This is a genomic window from Enterococcus italicus DSM 15952, from assembly GCF_000185365.1.
Classification (GTDB): domain Bacteria; phylum Bacillota; class Bacilli; order Lactobacillales; family Enterococcaceae; genus Enterococcus_G; species Enterococcus_G italicus.
On record NZ_GL622241.1, the window covers coordinates 706,648 to 724,916 of the forward strand.

General features: G+C 41.4%; 14 protein-coding genes. 7 read left to right on the forward strand and 7 right to left on the reverse strand.

The features are described from left to right. The first annotated feature begins 50 nt into the window (after positions 1–50). The 3 genes from HMPREF9088_RS03320 to HMPREF9088_RS11880 all read left to right on the forward strand — a co-directional run bounded on the left by HMPREF9088_RS03320 (position 51) and on the right by HMPREF9088_RS11880 (position 2,348). Positions 51–692 (forward strand): IS607 family transposase, encoded by a 642-nt coding sequence (locus HMPREF9088_RS03320; RefSeq protein WP_040366306.1) that lies wholly within the window; start codon positions 51–53, stop codon positions 690–692. Continuing rightward, entirely contained in the window at positions 655–1,791 is a 1,137-nt protein-coding gene (locus tag HMPREF9088_RS03325; protein ID WP_007207721.1) for an RNA-guided endonuclease InsQ/TnpB family protein, read from the forward strand. Before HMPREF9088_RS03320 ends, HMPREF9088_RS03325 begins: the two co-directional genes overlap by 38 nt. A gap of 197 nt (positions 1,792–1,988) precedes the next feature. Continuing rightward, positions 1,989–2,348, forward strand: coding sequence for a hypothetical protein (locus HMPREF9088_RS11880; protein ID WP_071859023.1), 360 nt, complete (start codon positions 1,989–1,991; stop codon positions 2,346–2,348). Positions 2,349–2,460: 112 nt separating this feature from the next. On the opposite strand, the gene HMPREF9088_RS03330 is transcribed toward HMPREF9088_RS11880, so the two are convergent. Next, positions 2,461–3,618, reverse strand: coding sequence for an MFS transporter (locus tag HMPREF9088_RS03330; RefSeq protein ID WP_143139657.1), 1,158 nt, complete (start codon positions 3,616–3,618; stop codon positions 2,461–2,463). Between the two features lie 174 nt (positions 3,619–3,792). After that, a complete protein-coding gene (locus HMPREF9088_RS11395; RefSeq protein ID WP_052607474.1) occupies positions 3,793–4,197 on the reverse strand; it encodes a DUF4809 family protein in 405 nt (134 codons plus the stop codon). Between the two features lie 144 nt (positions 4,198–4,341). Here HMPREF9088_RS11395 and HMPREF9088_RS03340 point away from each other — a divergent pair, with 144 nt between their 5' ends. Further along, positions 4,342–4,728, forward strand: coding sequence for a hypothetical protein (locus tag HMPREF9088_RS03340; RefSeq protein WP_007207724.1), 387 nt, complete (start codon positions 4,342–4,344; stop codon positions 4,726–4,728). 106 nt (positions 4,729–4,834) lie between these two features. Here HMPREF9088_RS03340 and HMPREF9088_RS03345 read toward each other — a convergent pair whose 3' ends face one another. Genes HMPREF9088_RS03345 through HMPREF9088_RS03355 form a run of 3 tightly spaced genes read right to left on the reverse strand, consistent with a single transcriptional unit; the run spans position 4,835 to position 7,220 of the window. Continuing rightward, complete coding sequence (locus HMPREF9088_RS03345; protein WP_007207725.1) at positions 4,835–5,311, reverse strand: S-ribosylhomocysteine lyase; 477 nt, start codon at positions 5,309–5,311, stop codon at positions 4,835–4,837. A 55-nt stretch (positions 5,312–5,366) separates the two neighbouring features. Beyond that, positions 5,367–5,684 (reverse strand): hypothetical protein, encoded by a 318-nt coding sequence (locus HMPREF9088_RS03350; protein WP_007207726.1) that lies wholly within the window; start codon positions 5,682–5,684, stop codon positions 5,367–5,369. Between the two features lie 12 nt (positions 5,685–5,696). Continuing rightward, on the reverse strand, positions 5,697–7,220 hold the full coding sequence (locus tag HMPREF9088_RS03355) for an ABC-F family ATP-binding cassette domain-containing protein (protein WP_040366311.1): 1,524 nt from the start codon (positions 7,218–7,220) through the stop codon (positions 5,697–5,699). Between the two features lie 196 nt (positions 7,221–7,416). On the opposite strand from HMPREF9088_RS03355, the gene HMPREF9088_RS03360 reads away from it, so the two are divergent. Next, positions 7,417–7,908 carry a PH domain-containing protein gene (locus tag HMPREF9088_RS03360; RefSeq protein WP_007207728.1) on the forward strand — a complete coding sequence of 164 codons (492 nt, stop codon included), beginning with the start codon at positions 7,417–7,419 and terminating at the stop codon, positions 7,906–7,908. Continuing rightward, positions 7,901–9,364, forward strand: a complete 1,464-nt coding sequence (locus HMPREF9088_RS03365; protein ID WP_007207729.1) for a PH domain-containing protein — start codon at positions 7,901–7,903, stop codon at positions 9,362–9,364. Before HMPREF9088_RS03360 ends, HMPREF9088_RS03365 begins: the two co-directional genes overlap by 8 nt. A gap of 241 nt (positions 9,365–9,605) precedes the next feature. Here HMPREF9088_RS03365 and rpoC read toward each other — a convergent pair whose 3' ends face one another. Both rpoC and rpoB read right to left on the reverse strand, forming a co-directional pair. Further along, the gene (rpoC, locus tag HMPREF9088_RS03370) at positions 9,606–13,259 is read right to left on the reverse strand and encodes a DNA-directed RNA polymerase subunit beta' (protein WP_040366314.1); all 3,654 of its coding nucleotides are present in this window, start codon (positions 13,257–13,259) and stop codon (positions 9,606–9,608) included. A gap of 74 nt (positions 13,260–13,333) precedes the next feature. Then, positions 13,334–16,933 (reverse strand): DNA-directed RNA polymerase subunit beta, encoded by a 3,600-nt coding sequence (gene rpoB / locus HMPREF9088_RS03375; RefSeq protein WP_040366316.1) that lies wholly within the window; start codon positions 16,931–16,933, stop codon positions 13,334–13,336. Between the two features lie 359 nt (positions 16,934–17,292). Here rpoB and HMPREF9088_RS03380 point away from each other — a divergent pair, with 359 nt between their 5' ends. Continuing rightward, positions 17,293–18,258, forward strand: a complete 966-nt coding sequence (locus tag HMPREF9088_RS03380) for a biotin--[acetyl-CoA-carboxylase] ligase (RefSeq protein ID WP_040366325.1) — start codon at positions 17,293–17,295, stop codon at positions 18,256–18,258. Positions 18,259–18,269 lie beyond the last annotated feature (11 nt).

The window sequence follows — 18,269 nt, forward strand, 5'->3', positions numbered from 1 at the left end:
ATATCATTTAAAACATCAATATGTGGTATAATCATTTTGAGGTAAAGATTATGACTATGTATTCGATAGGTGAATTTGGAAAACAGATAGGTGTAACACCACAAACGTTGAGAAATTGGGATAAAAGAGGGGAATTAAAGCCCGCTCATGTTTCTCAAGGAGGTACTCGTTATTATTCTGAAGAACAACGAAATCAATTCTTAGGAATCGCTGGGAGAAAGAAACCAAAACGAATAACCATCGGTTATTGTAGAGTCAGTTCAAACAAGCAAAAAGACGATTTAGAACGTCAAATTGAGAACGTTAAGACTTACATGATTGCACGAGGATATCAATTTGACATTATTCAAGATATTGGTAGTGGAATTAATTACAATAAAAAAGGATTAAGTCAGTTAATAGACAAAATTACCAATGGCGAAATAGACAAGGTAGTTATTCTATACAAAGACCGTTTAATCCGTTTTGGTTATGAACTCATTGAAAAACTTTGTAATAAATATGGCACAGAAATAGAAATCATTGACAATACAGAAAAGACGGAAGAACAGGAATTAGTCGAGGACTTAATTCAGATTGTCACTGTTTTTAGTTGCCGATTACAAGGGAAACGAGCGAATAAAGCTAAGAAGATGATTAAGGAGTTGATGGAAGATGATACGAGCCAAGAAAGTAAGGTTGCGCCCGACTGAAGAACAAGAAAAGCAACTGTGGCAATCGGCTGGTACTGCACGTTGGATTTTCAACTGGACGTTACAAATGCAAGAAATGTACTATCGGTTCGGCAGAAAGTTCATCAGTAACAACGATTTAAGAAAGCACATCACAAAAATGAAGCAACGTCCTAAATACGCTTGGTTAAATCACGTATCAAACAATATAGCCAAGCAAGCTGTAAAAGATGCATGTGATGCCTACAAAAAGTGGTTTGATGGTATGACAGATAAAAGTCGTTTAAAGACTGAAAAGCCACATTTCAAGTCAAGAAAGAAATCAAAACCAGCTTTTTATAATGACAATATCAAATTGAAGGTAAAAACTAAATTGGTTTTGCTTGAAAAAGTTGGTTGGGTAAAAACAAGCGAACAGTTGCCAGTGAATACGAAGTATTCTAACCCACGAATCAGCTTTGATGGAAAGTATTGGTATGTTTCAGTTGGTATTGATGAAGAGCAACCAGTGCAGGACTTAACTGGTGAAACCCTTGGAATTGACCTTGGTATCAAAGATTTAGCGATTGTTTCTAATGGTAAAGTCTACAAGAACATTAATAAAACTGGAAAAGTAAGAAAGATTGAGAAGCGATTACGTCGGTTACAGCGTAAAGTCTCTCGAAAATACGATATGAATAAGGAGGGAAATCGATTTGTCAAAACATGTAACATCTATAAATTAGAAAAAGAAATTCGGCATACACATCGAAAACTAGCTAATATTCGTCAGAATCATTTGCATCAAACAACAACGGAGATAGTGAAAACCAAGCCATCAAGAATCGTTGTAGAAACCTTAAATGTAAAAGGCATGATGAAAAATAAGCACTTAGCAAAATCAGTCGCACAACAAAAGTTCTACGAGTTCAAAAGACAACTTCAATACAAATGTGAAGATTATAACATTGAATTAGTAGAAGCTGATAAGTTCTATCCAAGTTCTAAATTATGCCATGAGTGTGGACATAAAAAAGTAGACTTAAAACTGTCTGATCGCACCTATCACTGTGAAGAATGCGGGTATACAGCGGATAGAGATTATAATGCAAGTCTTAATTTAGCAAGTTACAGTGCTTAATCTACGAGCTTCTACTTAAACAGAAACGTAGATATGTAGGATTCGTTGTATCCGAATTAACGCCTGTGGAATGTTATAGCAAACGAGAGTAGCGAGCAAGTGGCAAAATCGGACACGTAGAAACAGGAAATAAACATAAATCTGACAACTTTTATAGTTGGTTAGGAATATTTATAGATTTTTGGCAACGGCTCCCGATGAAAAAAACAACCATCTTATTTTACCTTGGCAGTAGCGCGCTACTGTTTCTTTTCCAGTACATTTACCAGTACTTTGGTCACGGCGTATACTCTACTAGTCTCACCTACGTCTGGCTCATCCCATTGATAGGCAGTGGCTTGTTAGCAACACTTGCAAAGATTACCCCCGCCTATACGACGCGCCTCGTACGTAACTTGGGCAATAGCGCGCTGGCCATTTTTGTCTCGTGGGCTATCTTGAATGGCATCCTAGAAATCGCCGGCAGCGACTCTCCCTACCTCACTGCGTATCTCTATGCCGGTGTCGCCTGCACCATTCTCAGCTGTGCGGCTTACATCCGCCATCAATTAGCATAAAAAAGACCAGAGCATCTAGAAGTTCTCAAACTTCCAGATGCTCTGGTCTTCTTGTAGCTGAACAAGTCTGTCTCAGCCTCTTTTCATATGGATCGACGGTGTGCTGCTCTTACTAGTTATTCGCAGGTTTTCTTTTTAATCGTAAGGAAACAAGACCCGTCACAAACAAAATTACCCCCGCGATATAATAAGGTGATACTGGATTTACATCAAATAACGCACCCGCTACGATTGGCCCAAGAATATTTCCGACACTCGTAAACGTTGAATTCAACCCATTTACGACTCCTTGATTGTCACCCGCATTGTGTGACAAGTAAGACGTCACGGCCGGACGAAACAAATCGAACGCCAAAAAGACCACAAATGTCGACAAAATTACGAGCCAATGTTGCTTAGTCAGTGAAATAACGATGATAAAGATCGCGCTAATAAAGAATGTCCACTGAATCAAACGAATCTCGCCAATCGCTTCCACAATCCGATGAAAGAAAAAGAGCTGGGCGACTAAAGCAAAACTACCACTAAACATAATAATCAACGATATATCCGTCGTAGTGAACCCGAAATTCCAACTCGCCATAATGCTATAAATAGACTCAAACGCTTGTAACCCAAACGAAGAAATCAAAATGACGACGAAAAAGCCAAAGAACAACGGATGAAACAACACATTCAAAATTCCTTGCTCACCTTTTGCTTGTTCTTCCATCGTCCGTTCTACTTGTTCGTCTTTTGGTACTTCCTTCAAAAAGACCAACGTCACGACAAAACCTAAAAAAGCTACTACACCAGCAGCGAAAAACGGCACCCGAGTCCCAAACACCGCCAACAAGCCACCAATCCCAGGACCAATAATAAATCCACCACTAATCGCAGCCGACACATACCCCATCGCCTTCGAACGCTCTCTTAATGTAGTCAAGTCCGCCACATACGCTGTGACAGAAGGCATAATGCACGCCGCCGAAGCCCCGCCAATCAAACGCGAAACATAAAACCAAGACACCGATTGTGCCCATCCAAATAAAAACTCTGAGATAGAAAACAAACACAGGCCTAAGACAATCATCGGCTTTCTTCCCCATCTATCCGAAGCACGACCAGCAAACGGCGAAACGACCAACTGAGCAAACGCAAAAATTGCCACCATTAACCCCATTGTCGTCCCACTTAACTGCATCTCTGCTTTTAACAGTGGCAAGACCGGTATCACCAGCCCCACACCTAGAAAGACCAAAAATAAATTCGCATACGCTAATAAAAGCATTTTTTGTTTCAAGCAATCCCTCCTACTCTTACTTTATTTGATTAAAATCCATACTCATTCAGTTTACAAAAAAAAGACGAAAGTCAATCAAGCGCTGACCTCGTCGTTAGGTGCTTAACTATTCTTTTTGATAGAAATGAATGTTTTATCCTAATTAACCTATACCTTACTACGCTAATCCATTGTCTCCAATCGAAAACAAATCTCACGAATGCCAAAAAAATCATCCAGTATTTGGCTTGCTGCCAAGAAGACTTGTTCTGCTTTTTGTTGCTGATCTTTGACAAACAATGTACCTTGATTGCCTTTTATTTGATAACCGCCGAACTCTTCTTGCAAGGCTACCGTTGTCGTTCCTTTTGAAAATTGGATATACTCGTCATCAAAATCCATCACTAACTTTTGGCAAAACCCTTCCACCATCGCAACTTCTTTTACTAATGAGAGCGTATCTAGTTGATCTAATGAGCGCTCGAAGTCCTTATACTTTAGCGCATAAGTCGTACACTTCACCGTGGCGCACGCATTGCATCCCCCATCCACAAAATCATAACTGCTCTCAATCACCACTTCATTCATCCCTGTTCCTCCTCGTTTCTTCATGTGATAAAGATAACATGATTCCTATGAAATGACTAGCTTCTCCTGAAACTGTGTTGCATTGCGAAAAAATATGATAGAATACTTGTATCTTGCAATCTATACCCCAAAGGAGCGAGTTTCTTGTCTAAAAATAAACGCCCTATTCTTATTATTGCCAGTTTAGCGACCCTTTTTGTCCTATCGCCTTCAATCGTACAGGCTGATACATTCCTGGAAGTGGCTTCAATCACTGAGATTGGCAAAAATCTTATGTCTATATTTGCCATTAATTATGAGTTAATATTTGGTATTGGTAGCTTTTTAAACGGTATCTTGTTTTTACTCATCGCTTGGGCTCTTCCTGCATCGAAGGATTCGCAAGCAACTGAAAATGAAACAATTAGCTTAAAAAAACGCCAACAAATCCATCAATCCTCTAGATTTGTTTGGAAAAAGATTTTCGTATTAATCGGCCTAATCTTTTTATTAATCGGCATCTTATTGCTTTCCGTTTCAGCCTTAATGTAGCCTGACACTTGTTCCAAACAAAAGACCAGAAAATCCCAAAGTTTGAAAAATAACTTTGGATTTTCTGGTCTTTTTGCTTGTAGCTGAACAGATCTGTCGCGTTCGTTTATTTCACCACGTGGCGTTCAAATGGATCATCGCTAATCCCTTGTTCCAACACCAATTTGGCATATTCTTTTGCAGTGAATAGCGAGTGATCGCGGTAATTTCCGCAACTTTCAATGGATACTCCCTGGACATCTTCCCATTTCGTCTCGTTTGCAATGACTGTTAGGACATCTGTCAGTACCTTGGCTACTTCAGTCGCACTATGAGAACCCCAAGTAATCAAATGGAAGCCCGTACGGCAACCAAAAGGTGAAACATCAATAATACCGTCTAAGCGATCGCGCATTAAATCGGCAAATAAGTGTTCCAATGTATGCATACCGCTAGTTGGCATTTCCTTTTCATTTGGTTGGAGCAAGCGCAAATCAAAGTTTGCAATTACATCTCCTTTAGGTCCCTTTTCTTCCGCAATCAAGCGAACATATGGTGCTTTTACTTTTGTATGGTCCAGTGTAAAGCTTTCAACTTCTGCCATGTTACCTGCCTCCTCTTTCTACTATCGCCAGTGTAGTTCACCTTGGATTTGTTTGTCAATCAGAGTCCACCGATTGATTCGAAAAATCGTACGCAAAGCCATCAAATGTCTCACCATCGTAATACTTCAATAAATCCTCAACCGATAATAACGACGAGGTCATCTCCTCTGTCTTCTCTTCAGCAATGTGGTGGCTTTCCAAATATTCCTGATAGGCCTCCAGTAGTTGCCGATACATCTGTGCTTTTGATTGCCCTTCTCCGGTCAAAAAAGGCAGCTCTCGAATAAATCCTCGGTAGCAAATCACCCCATCAATCCATTCAATCGGTAACTCAACCACATTGAGGTTACGAGCAGCAAATTGCTCTTCCATAGCACACGCTCCTTACTTGCCAATATCAATAATACGTTCCACAAAGTCTTCGTAAAATTCTTGCTCATGGGAAACAACAATGACCGTTCCTGGATAGTTGGCGAGACTCTCTCGCAAGCTTTCTTTTGTTTCATGGTCAATGTGATTCGTTGGCTCATCCAAAATCAAAAAATTGCCTGGTATCATCGTCATCTCTGCTAGTTTTACTTTGGTCTGTTCACCCCCACTTAATAGTTGAAGTGGTTCTTGTGCCAATTGATTGACCAATCCTGCTTGTGACAAATGACGGCGCAATTCTTTGACTGATGCTTTTGGAAAGGCTCGGCCTAAATATTGTAACGGCGTCTCAAGCGGCGACTCCCAACTTAATTCTTGTGAGAAGTAATTCACTTTGGTATTCGCTGGAAATTGAAACGTACCCGCTAAGGCTGGTATTTCGCCAATCAGAGTTTTTAACAAGGTCGATTTTCCAATGCCATTAAAGCCTCGAATCGCAATCGTCTCGCCATAGCGAATGGTTAGTTGGATTGGCTCAAGCAACGGACGTTCATAGCCAATCACTAGTTGATCCGTCGCTAGCGCCAAGGTACTAACAATCGGCTGATACGGAAAATGAAACTGTGGCTTTGGTGCGTCAGACGGCGGCGTCAAGCGCTCGACTTTTGCCAGTTGCTTTTCCCGACTTTTCGCCATAGTCGAGCGAGAACCCGCTTTGTATTTGCGTATGTAGGCTTCTGTTTTAGCAATTTGTTTCTTTTGCGACTCGTATTGGCGCAAATATGTCTCACGATTGGCTTCCTTTTGTTTTAAAGCTTTGGTTAAATTGCCGGTATATTTCGTCAACTTGCCAAATTCAATGTCCGCAATGTGGGTCGTGATTGCATCCAAAAATGCACGATCATGGGAGATAACCAAAAATGTGCCGGTAAATTCTTGTAAAAAATTCGTCAGCCACTGCACATGAGTGTCATCTAAATGGTTCGTCGGTTCATCCAATACTAGCATATCTGGCTTCTCTAAAAGCAATTTTGCTAAAATGACTTTGGAGCGTTGGCCACCACTTAATTGACCAAGTGGGCTATCTAAGCCTAGCACTTGCAGCCCTAAACCACTCGCCATCTCTTGAATCAACGTATCCATTTGATAAAACGTGCCTTGATCCAATTGCGTTTGCAAACGACCAGCCTTTTCTAGCAGCCGATCATCCATTGATTCGGCATAATCGGTATAGCATTGTGTAATTTCCGCTTCAATGGCCAATTCTTTTTTGAAAGCCGTTTTCAAAAATTCAAAAATAGTCAGCTGTTCATCCACTTCTACGTATTGATCCAGATAGCCCAGATGACAATTTTTCGGCATACTGACTTGCCCTTCATCAGGTATCAATTCGCCTGTAATAATTTTAATTAACGTCGATTTACCGGCACCATTTTGACCAATCAACCCCACCTTTTCACCTTTATTAATTTGTAAATCCAATGATTCGTAAAGGATTTTATCACCGAATTGTTGTGTAATAGTTGTTAAGCTTAGCATAACTGCCCCTTTCATTGGTATTAACAAAATCGCTGCAGACAAACGTCTACAGCGATTGTTTCACCTTATCTACATCTAGTAAGATCCTCACGTTCAGTCTATCATGGAGTGAAAAAAAAGTCTAGTTTCCTGAAAATAGCTCTTGACGCTACCAATACACAATGAGACGATTAAAAGAAAAAAGTGAGGTTTTACAGTGGATTATCCTTTATTAAATCACCAAATGCCACCCCGGATTCAAGCCGTTTGGCGCAAAAGTCTCTTCACCACGATTGGTAGTTTCTTGTTCGTTGAAGTGATCCTTTTTCTTTTAGCGACTCGGTTAGGGGAGTGGTCGATGCTTGTTTGGCTTAGTTTTGCCGCTGGGATCGTCATTACCCTGATGATCGGTGTAGTTTTATACTTGCTCATCCCGTATCGTTACGCCTTTCATCGCTACGAAATTACCGAAGAGGATGTCGCATTACAAAAGGGCTATTTTTTCCGTACAACTACGTATGTCCCACTCAATCGCATCCAACATATCGAAACCAACCAAGGACCATTTTTACGACGTGAACAATTGATGGAATTGGTTATCCATACAGCCGCCACCGCCCACAAGCTATCTGGTCTTGATACCGTTCAAGCCCAAGCACTAAGAGAGCAACTCATCGCCTTAGTAAAGGTGGCGAAAGAAGATGTCTGAAGCCAAACACTTTCATCCGCTCGCTTTTTTCTTGCTCTTCTTCTCTCAAGTCAAAACATGGTGGTTCATCTTTTTGCCACTCCTTCCACGCATCGTTGCGGGCGAAAAATGGACGTGGTGGCTGATTCTGGGTCTATTGACATTAGCAAGCGGCCACGCTTTTCTTAGCTATTGGTTTGCTCGCTATCAATTAACCACGACCCATCTAGACATTATGCAAGGAATTTTTATAAAAAAACGACGCACCATTCCATACGAACGCATTCAATCAGTCCACCAAAGACAATGGTTTTTCCTTAGGCCTTTTGATTTGGTCCATTTAAAAGTCGATACAGCAAGTGGCGGGACCGCCGAAGCCGAAGCGAATTTACTCGCTGTGCCGACTTCCGTGTTCCAGCAATTAGAAGCATACCGTGTTCACGATGTCCCCTCTGACCAAGCAGTAGCGACACTAGACGAACCAGGCTATGCGGTCACGCAGCGAGAGATTTTTTTGTTTTCCGCCACTGACCTTGGTCTGATCCCATTATTTTTTGCGGCATTGTCCTTACTAGATCAGCTGATACCTTCTGATTGGTTAGAAAAAGCCTCAACGGAAGGTCAATTGCTTTTCCGTTCAGGCTGGATCGTAGCATCCGTGTTAGCTATCTTGCTTTTACTTTGTCTCGTTTTTGTCTCTTTTGCCAAACAATTTATCCTGTTTTACCAGTTCCAAGTTACTCGCACTTCCCAAGAGTTACATATTGAACGGGGCTTATTTGAAAGACGAACTACCATTGTCCCAATTGCCAAAATCCAGCAAGTCCAGCTCAAGCAACAATTATTCAGACAAGTATTAGGCTTAACGACGGTCCAAATTATTTTAGCTGGCGAGCAAGAAAAAGAAGATAGCGTCCTTGGAAAAATCTATCTCTTACCGATTATTTCGCAAAAAATTGTGTACAAAAAATTAGCAGAGCTACTACCGGAATTGCAGCTAACTAAGCCTGACTTACACTACGTAACGGCGAAAAATCACCACTTACTTTGGTACTTCTGGCGCTGGCCACTAGCATGTTTCGTCCCTGTAAGTTTGTTGGTTGCTTACTTTTTTCATTGGTTTGCTCTGATTCCTATCGCTTTCTTGCTCTTCTTTTTAGTTGCTGGTCTGTACAAGCGAGAAGTGCAAGCCTATGTCTACCATGATAAGCAGCTCGTCATCCAAACGGCTCACTTTTTAACCAAAGAACTTTCTTTTGTGGCCCATCGACGTGTCCAAAATTTTAAAACAACTACGAGTCGTTGGCTATACCCCAAACATCTAGGTCATGTTGCACTTGCTTCTTTAGCCGGCTCCTACTCCGAACAGTTGCACTTGCGATTTATCGCCCAACGAGACATCGACAAGCTGTACGCATTTTATGGTCAACACAGTCAGCGTCATGACATAACTGTCCATTCACAGCTTGATGACTAGTTTAAGAACACTGTGACAAAAATTTTGGCTGCTCCAACTAAATAGAATCAATCACAACAAAAAGCCGTAAAAACCAAAGTTATTTTCAAACTTTTGGTTTTTACGGTCTTTTTTTCAGCTGAACCATTCTGTCTCAGCCTCTTGCCTATGTTACGGTCGTTCAAAAGCAGCGCTCTTTGAAATAAGTCAAAACTTATCACTCATAGCTAACTACTTTTGACACGTCCTCATTGCTTATTGATTAAAACTCATGGTTGTTCAATGCATCTTCAACAGCCATTTGTGCTTCAATATCTGAAATACTATAAACATTTTCGCTAGCAACGGTTACTTCTTTTGGTTCCATGTTGCGGTAGCGAGCCATACCTGTACCAGCAGGAATGATTTTTCCGATAATAACATTTTCTTTCAATCCTAGTAATGGATCTTTTTTGCCTCGGATTGCAGCATCGGTCAAGACACGAGTTGTTTCTTGGAATGAAGCAGCAGATAAGAAACTATTTGTTTCCAATGATGCTTTTGTAATTCCAAGTAAGACTGGTCGCGCTGTGGCTGGAACACCACCAGAAACCAATGTTTTGTAGTTGCGGTCTTTGAAATCAGCAATATCTAATAATGTGCCTGGTAAAATATCTGTATCACCTGGATCCATCACACGTACTTTACGTAACATTTGACGAACCATTACTTCGATATGTTTGTCACCGATTTCTACCCCTTGCATACGGTATACACGTTGAACTTCTCGTAACAAGTAGTTTTCAACAGATAAGACATCGCGCACTTGTAATAAGTGTTTTGGTTCAATTGATCCTTCTGTAAGTGGTGCTCCACGATGAATCATGTCGCCTTCAGCCACTTTCATACGAGCTGTAAACGGTACGGTGTATGTCCGTGTATCAGTTTTACCTTTAATCGTGACTTCTTTCGTACGAGTCGCTGCATCTTCGGAGATATCAATGACATCCCCTGTTACTTCTGTAATGACAGCTTGCCCTTTCGGATTACGTGCTTCAAAAATTTCTTGAACCCGTGGTAACCCTTGTGTGATATCGTCTCCGGCTACCCCACCAGTATGGAATGTACGCATGGTTAACTGAGTACCAGGTTCACCGATTGATTGAGCCGCAATTGTTCCAACTGCTTCACCCACTTCAACTTCATTCCCTGTAGCAAGGTTACGTCCGTAACAATGTTTACATACACCATGTTTGGTATTACATGTAAAGACTGAGCGGATTGACACTTCTTCAATATCAGCATCAATAATTTGTTTAGCAATGTCTTCTGTAATCAAATCATTTTTACCAATGATTACTTCACCAGTAGCAGGATTTTTGACAGATTTATGTGTGTAACGACCAATCAAGCGTTCTTCAAGTGACTCGATCATTTCATTTCCTTCACGAATTGCTTTGATGTTTAGGCCACGATCGGTGCCACAATCATCTTCGCGGATAATCACATCTTGTGCTACGTCAACCAAACGACGAGTTAAGTAACCTGAATCGGCTGTCTTCAAGGCGGTATCGGTCATCCCTTTACGCGCACCATGGGTTGAGATAAACATTTCTAAGACGGTTAATCCTTCACGGAAGTTCGAGATGATCGGTAATTCCATGATACGGCCATTCGGAGCGGCCATCAATCCACGCATCCCAGCAAGCTGAGTAAAGTTGGAAATATTACCACGGGCTCCTGAATCAGACATCATGAAGATTGGGTTTTTCGCATCTAATGATTCCATTAATTTTTGTTGGATTTGATCTTTTGCATCGTTCCATACGCCGATTACTCGTTCGTATCGTTCGTCATCTGTAATCAAACCACGACGGAATTGTTTGGTAATCGTTTCGACTTGTTTATGTGAAGCATCGATAATATCATGTTTTTCGTGTAATACCATGATATCGGCAATCCCTACAGTAATACCCGCAGTCGTTGAATGCTTGTATCCTAAGTCTTTCATACGGTCTAGCATACGAGAAGTTTCCGTTACTTTAAAGCGTTTGAAGACTTCTGCGATAATGTTTCCTAAGTTTTTCTTCTTAAATGGATGCACCAATTTTTGCTCTTTAATAAAGGCAGGAATATCTTGACCATGCTCAACAAAGTATTTATCTGGTGTTTGTACCGTTAAGTTAAAGTCGGTTGGTTCATTTAAGTAAGGGAATTCTGGTGGCATAATTGAGTTGAAAATGATTTTCCCAACTGTTGTTACCATCAAACGACCTTTTTGTTCATCCGTAAATGGTTTTTCACCAAGTGTATTCGGATTAACGGCAATTCTTGAGTGCAAATGGACATAGCCATTGCGCCAAGCTGTAACAGCTTCATCCATATCACGGAAGATCATGCCTTCACCTTCGCGACCTTCTTCTTCCATCGTTAGGTAATAGTTACCTAAAACCATATCTTGGGAAGGGGTAACGACTGGTTTGCCGTCTTTTGGATTCAAGATGTTTTGAGCGGCAAGCATCAACATACGTGCTTCTGCTTGTGCTTCTTCATTTAATGGTACGTGAACGGCCATTTGGTCTCCATCAAAGTCGGCATTATACGCTTCACATACTAATGGATGCAAACGAATCGCGCGGCCTTCAACTAAGACTGGTTCAAATGCTTGGATACCTAGACGGTGAAGCGTAGGTGCCCGGTTTAATAGGACAGGGTGTTCTTTAATAACATCTTCTAATACATCCCATACGTCATCTTCTTGGCGTTCAATTTTACGTTTGGCATTTTTGATATTTGATGCCAATTCGCGTTTAACAAGCTCACGCATCACGAATGGTTTAAATAATTCAATAGCCATTTCTTTTGGTAGTCCACATTGATACATTTTCAAGAATGGTCCTACAACGATAACGGAACGACCAGAATAGTCAACCCGTTTTCCTAGTAAGTTTTGACGGAAACGACCTTGTTTCCCTTTCAACATATGAGAAAGTGATTTCAATGGACGATTTCCTGGGCCAGTCACTGGACGGCCACGGCGACCATTGTCGATTAATGCGTCAACTGCTTCTTGCAACATGCGTTTTTCATTTTGAACGATAATATTTGGTGCGTTCAAATCTAATAAACGTTTCAAACGGTTGTTACGGTTAATTACACGACGGTACAAATCATTCAAGTCAGATGTAGCGAAACGACCACCTTCTAATTGAACCATTGGACGCAAGTCTGGTGGAATAACAGGAATGACATCCATCACCATCCAGCTTGGCTTGTTACCTGACGCGCGGAATGCTTCTAAAATATCCAGACGACGGATTGCACGTGTCCGCTTTTGACCAGAAGCTGTTTTTAATTCTTCTTTTAATTCAAGAACTTCGCCATCTAAGTCAACATTATCTAATAACTGACGAATGGCTTCTGCACCCATTGCCGCATTAAATTCTTGGCCATATTGCGCACGTTTGTCGCGGTATTCGCGCTCTGTTAGTAATTGTTTGGCTTCTAAGCTCGTATTACCAGGCTCAATCACTACATATGAAGCAAAATAGATGATTTCTTCCAAAGCACGTGGGCTCATGTCTAACACTAGACCCATACGAGATGGAATACCTTTGAAATACCAGATATGCGATACTGGTGCTGCAAGTTCGATGTGACCCATACGTTCACGACGAACTTTTGAACGTGTGACTTCTACGCCACAACGGTCACAAACAATCCCTTTGTAACGGATACGTTTGTATTTTCCACAAGCACATTCCCAGTCTTTCGTTGGGCCGAAGATACGCTCGTCAAATAACCCTTCACGTTCAGGTTTTAAAGTACGATAGTTAATGGTCTCAGGTTTTTTTACTTCCCCGTAAGACCAGCTTCTAATTTTTTCTGGAGAAGCCAAACCTATTTGCATACTTTCGAATTTATTTACATCGATCAAAAGGGGTTCCCTCCATTTCATTTCATGGCTGTAGCAAAAGCAACTCGCCACCTAAATAGGTGACGGTCACTTCATTAATCTAAAGGATTTTCGACTGCTTCTTCGTCTTTCGGCGTAAAAGTAGGTTTTTGGCTTTGTGCATCACGTGCACTTTGTTGTTCTGCAAATTTCGTTAATGCATCAACAGTGATTAGATCATCATCTTCATCATCCATATCGCGTAATTCAATTTCTTGATCGTCGATATCTAGGACTCTCATGTCTAAACCAAGTGATTGTAATTCTTTTACTAATACGCGGAAAGATTCCGGAACACCTGGTTTTGGAATTGGTTCGCCTTTGACGATGGCTTCGTATGTTTTCACACGACCAACAACGTCATCTGATTTGTACGTTAAGATTTCTTGTAAAGTATAAGCAGCACCGTATGCTTCCAGTGCCCATACTTCCATTTCTCCGAAACGTTGTCCACCAAACTGAGCTTTTCCTCCAAGTGGTTGTTGTGTTACCAATGAGTATGGTCCAATTGAACGAGCATGCAATTTATCATCAACCATGTGGGCCAATTTAATCATATACATGACACCAACAGAAATACGTCCATCGAATGGTTCACCTGTACGGCCATCATAAAGAATGGTTTTCGCATCTTTGGCCATACCAGCTTCACGAACTGTTTCCCATACGTCTTCATCGGAAGCTCCATCGAAGACCGGTGTTGCTACGTGAATACCTAATTGACGGGCAGCCATTCCTAAGTGTAATTCCAATACTTGTCCAATGTTCATCCGAGAAGGTACCCCTAGTGGATTCAACATGATGTCGACTGGTGTGCCATCTGGTAAGAAAGGCATATCTTCTTCCGGCATAATGCGCGAAACGACCCCTTTGTTTCCGTGACGACCGGCCATTTTGTCACCTTCGTGAATTTTACGTTTTTGAACGATATAGACACGAACCAACATATTAACACCTGGAGATAATTCATCGCCTGCTTCACGAGTAAAGATTTTCACATCGTGGACGATCCCGCCACCGCCGTGAGGAACGCGTAATGATGTATCACGTACTTCACGTGCTTTCTCACCAAAGATTGCATGCAATAGACGCTCTTCAGCTGAAAGCTCGGTTACTCCTTTAGGTGTTACTTTCCCAACTAATAAGTCACCATCTTCAACTTCCGCACCGATGCGGATGATACCCATTTCATCAAGGTTCTTCAAGGCATCTTCACCGACGTTTGGAATTTCACGAGTGATTTCTTCAGGTCCTAATTTTGTATCACGTGCTTCTGATTCGTATTCTTCGATATGGACAGATGTATAGACATCATCTTTTACTAGACGACGGCTCATGATAACCGCATCTTCATAGTTGTATCCTTCCCAAGTCATGAAGGCTACTAATACGTTTTGACCTAAAGCCATTTCGCCGTTTTCCATTGATGGTCCATCGGCTAATGTATCGCCTTTTTCCACTTGCTCACCTAGGCCGACTAATGGGCGTTGGTTGTAGCTTGTACCTGAGTTTGAGCGACGGAATTTCGTAATTGCATACGTATCAAGTGTGCCGTTGTCACGACGAACGCGAATTTCTTTTGCGTCTACGTATTCAACAACACCATCTGCTTTACATAAAAGAGCTGCACCTGAGTCATGGGCTGATTTGTATTCCATACCCGTTCCTACCCAAGGTGATTTTGGATTAATTAACGGTACTGCTTGACGTTGCATGTTGGCACCCATCAAGGCACGGTTGGAGTCGTCGTTTTCCAAGAAAGGAATACAAGCGGTAGCGACTGCGACTACTTGTTTTGGCGATACATCCATGTAATCGACTTTATTTACATCGATTTCTAAGTTTTCACTTGTTGCACGCGCCATTACGACAGAGTTTTTGAATGTTCCATCTTCATTTAATGGGCTATTTGCTTGGGCAACAACATAATGGTCTTCTATGTCTGCTGTTAAGTAATCAATCGTATCTGTTACACGACCACTTTCACGATCAACACGACGATACGGTGTTTCAATAAAGCCATATTTGTTTACTTTCGCGTAAGAAGCCAAACTATTGATTAACCCGATATTCGGTCCTTCAGGTGTTTCAATCGGACACATACGACCATAGTGAGAGTAATGCACGTCACGCACTTCATAACCGGCACGGTCACGTGTTAATCCACCAGGTCCTAAGGCTGATAGACGACGTTTGTGCGTCAACTCACCTAGTGGGTTGGTTTGATCCATGAACTGTGACAACTGAGAAGAACCAAAGAATTCTTTGATACTTGCTACCACTGGACGAATATTGATTAATTGTTGTGGCGTTAGTGTTTCTGTATCTTGGATAGACATGCGTTCACGAACAACACGTTCCATCCGTGCTAAACCAATGCGGAATTGATTTTGTAATAACTCTCCGACTGAACGGATACGACGGTTACCTAAATGGTCGATATCGTCCACTTTGCCGATGCTTTCCATTAAGTTAAAGAAGTAGCTCATCGCTGAGATAATGTCCGCTGGGCGTACAGTACGTACTTCAGGTCCAGGGTAACCATTCCCAATCACATTGATTTCGCGTTCTGGATCAAGTGGTGAGAAGACTTTGATAACTTGAACTGTCATCGGGTCAGTCACAACACCGTCTTCAGATGGGTAATAAGTCACAGCGTTTAAGCCGTTTGTTAAGTATTCACCCAATGTTTCATCCATTACTTGATGCGTAATCACGGTACCTTTTTCAACAATGATTTCGCCTGTTTCTGGATCGACTAATGTTTCTGCTAATGTCAGATTCAATAGACGTGTGCGTAAATCTAGCTTTTTATTAACTTTGTAGCGACCTACAGACGCTAAATCGTAACGACGTGGATCGAAGAAGCGAGCATTCAGTAGATTTCTTGAACTATCTGCTGTTTTTGGTTCACCTGGACGTAGACGTTCGTATACATCCTTCAATCCTTCTTCCGTTCGAGAATCACTCGCATTTTTATGCAAGTCTTTTTCGATCGTGTTACGTAAAGATTTGCTTTCGCCAAAAATGTCAAAAATCGTATCATCTGAGCCAAAACCTAATGCCCGAACAAGTACGGTCAATGGAATTTTACGGGTACGGTCGATTCGAACGTACGAAATATCTTTGGCGTCAGTTTCCATTTCTAACCATGCGCCACGGTTAGGAATCACTGTTGAGCCAAAACCTTCTTTTCCGTTTTTGTCTACTTTTCCATGGAAATATACACCTGGAGAACGAACCAACTGAGAAACGATTACTCGTTCTGCCCCATTAATGATAAAGGTTCCTTGTTCTGTCATCAGTGGGAAATCACCAAAGAAGACTTCTTGCGCTTTAATTTCGCCTGTTTCGCGGTTGGTTAAACGCAATGTGACATGCAACGGTGCCGAATAGTTGGCATCATGTGCACGTGCTTCTTCCACCGTATATTTCGGTGTTTTCAATTCATAATCCACAAATTCTAGTGATAGGTTTCCATTAAAATCATCAATTGGCAAAATATCTTCAAACATTTCTCTTAATCCTTCATCTAAAAACCATTGATAAGAGTCCGTTTGAATCTCAATTAAATTCGGTAATTCCAATACTTCACTGATCCGTGCGAAACTTCTACGTTCGCGGTGCTTTCCGTATTTTACTACGTGTCCAGCCAAGCTCTTCACCCCTCTAAATTTTCTTTCAAGAATTGCATGCACAATTCTTTACAGTATTGTTACAAAAATTAAATTTTAGTGACAGCGAACATTTTTTGCGGGTTTAGGACAAAAAAAACCAAAAATAGAGACTCTTCAAAAAGGAAGCTTTCTACTTTTGTTTCTTATCCCGAAGCCGAAACGGACAATATTTCGTTTCTGCTCTTTGCACTTGCGATAGTTTTTGCATCTCTTAATTATATACACCTCTTCCTATTATGTCAAGGAATGTACCGCATCATTTCCTCATCCACCAAATAGACAGGCCATCGCGTGAAAGCTATACTAACTATATGAATAATTGCGAAAGGAGCATCTTTGTGTCGACAAAAGAAAAAGTTCTATCTGTACTAAAAAACGCGCCTACGACTATTTTTTCAGGGGTTGCTTTAGCCGATCAGCTGCACGTCTCCCGAACAGCCATTTGGAAAGCCATTCGCGAGTTGGAAAAAAGTGGCTACACCTTTGAGCATTTGCCGAATGGCTACCGCTACTTACCTAGCGACGTATTAGCTATCGACGAGCTAGGTTCTTCCTTTATCCCACAAGGCAATATCTCACTGAAGGAAGAAACCATCTCTACCATGATGGATGCACGTCAAGCCGCAGCTGCAGGTTGCCAAACGCCAGCTTTGTTTCTGGCAGAGACCCAGACTGGTGGTCACGGTAGATTTGGGCGGCCTTATTTTTCACCAAAGGGGCAAATCTATATGAGCCTACTGCTAGAGCCAAGTCAGACCTTCGCTGAATTGCCACAATACACGTTACTTGCCGCTGTCGCTGTCGCTAAAGCAATCGATGAAGTGACCAAAAAGACATCTGAAATCAAATGGGTGAACGATATTTATTTAGATGGCAAAAAAGTCTGCGGCATTCTCTCAGAAGCAACTAGTGACATCGAGATTGGTAAAATTAAGCATGTCGTTATCGGCATGGGTCTAAATGTATCGATCGATTCTGCGGCTTTTCCAGATGACATTAAAGAGCGTGCGACTTCCCTATTTGGTGGTAAGCGACCGCCTATCCTTCGTAATCAGTTGATTCAATTAATTTGGCAAAATTTCTTCCACCTCCTTCACGCATTGCCTGATCAAACATATATGGATTTATACCGTCAAAAATCATTTGTTATTGGAAAGCAAGTGAGCTTTACTCGCCAAGGTCATACCTACACGGGCATCGCCAAAGAAATCACGGCAACAGGTGAACTCGTTGTGCAGACTTCAACTGAATCCATTAGCCTTTCCTCAGGGGAAATTAGCTTAACAGCAATTGAGAAAAGCTAAAAAAACTGGAC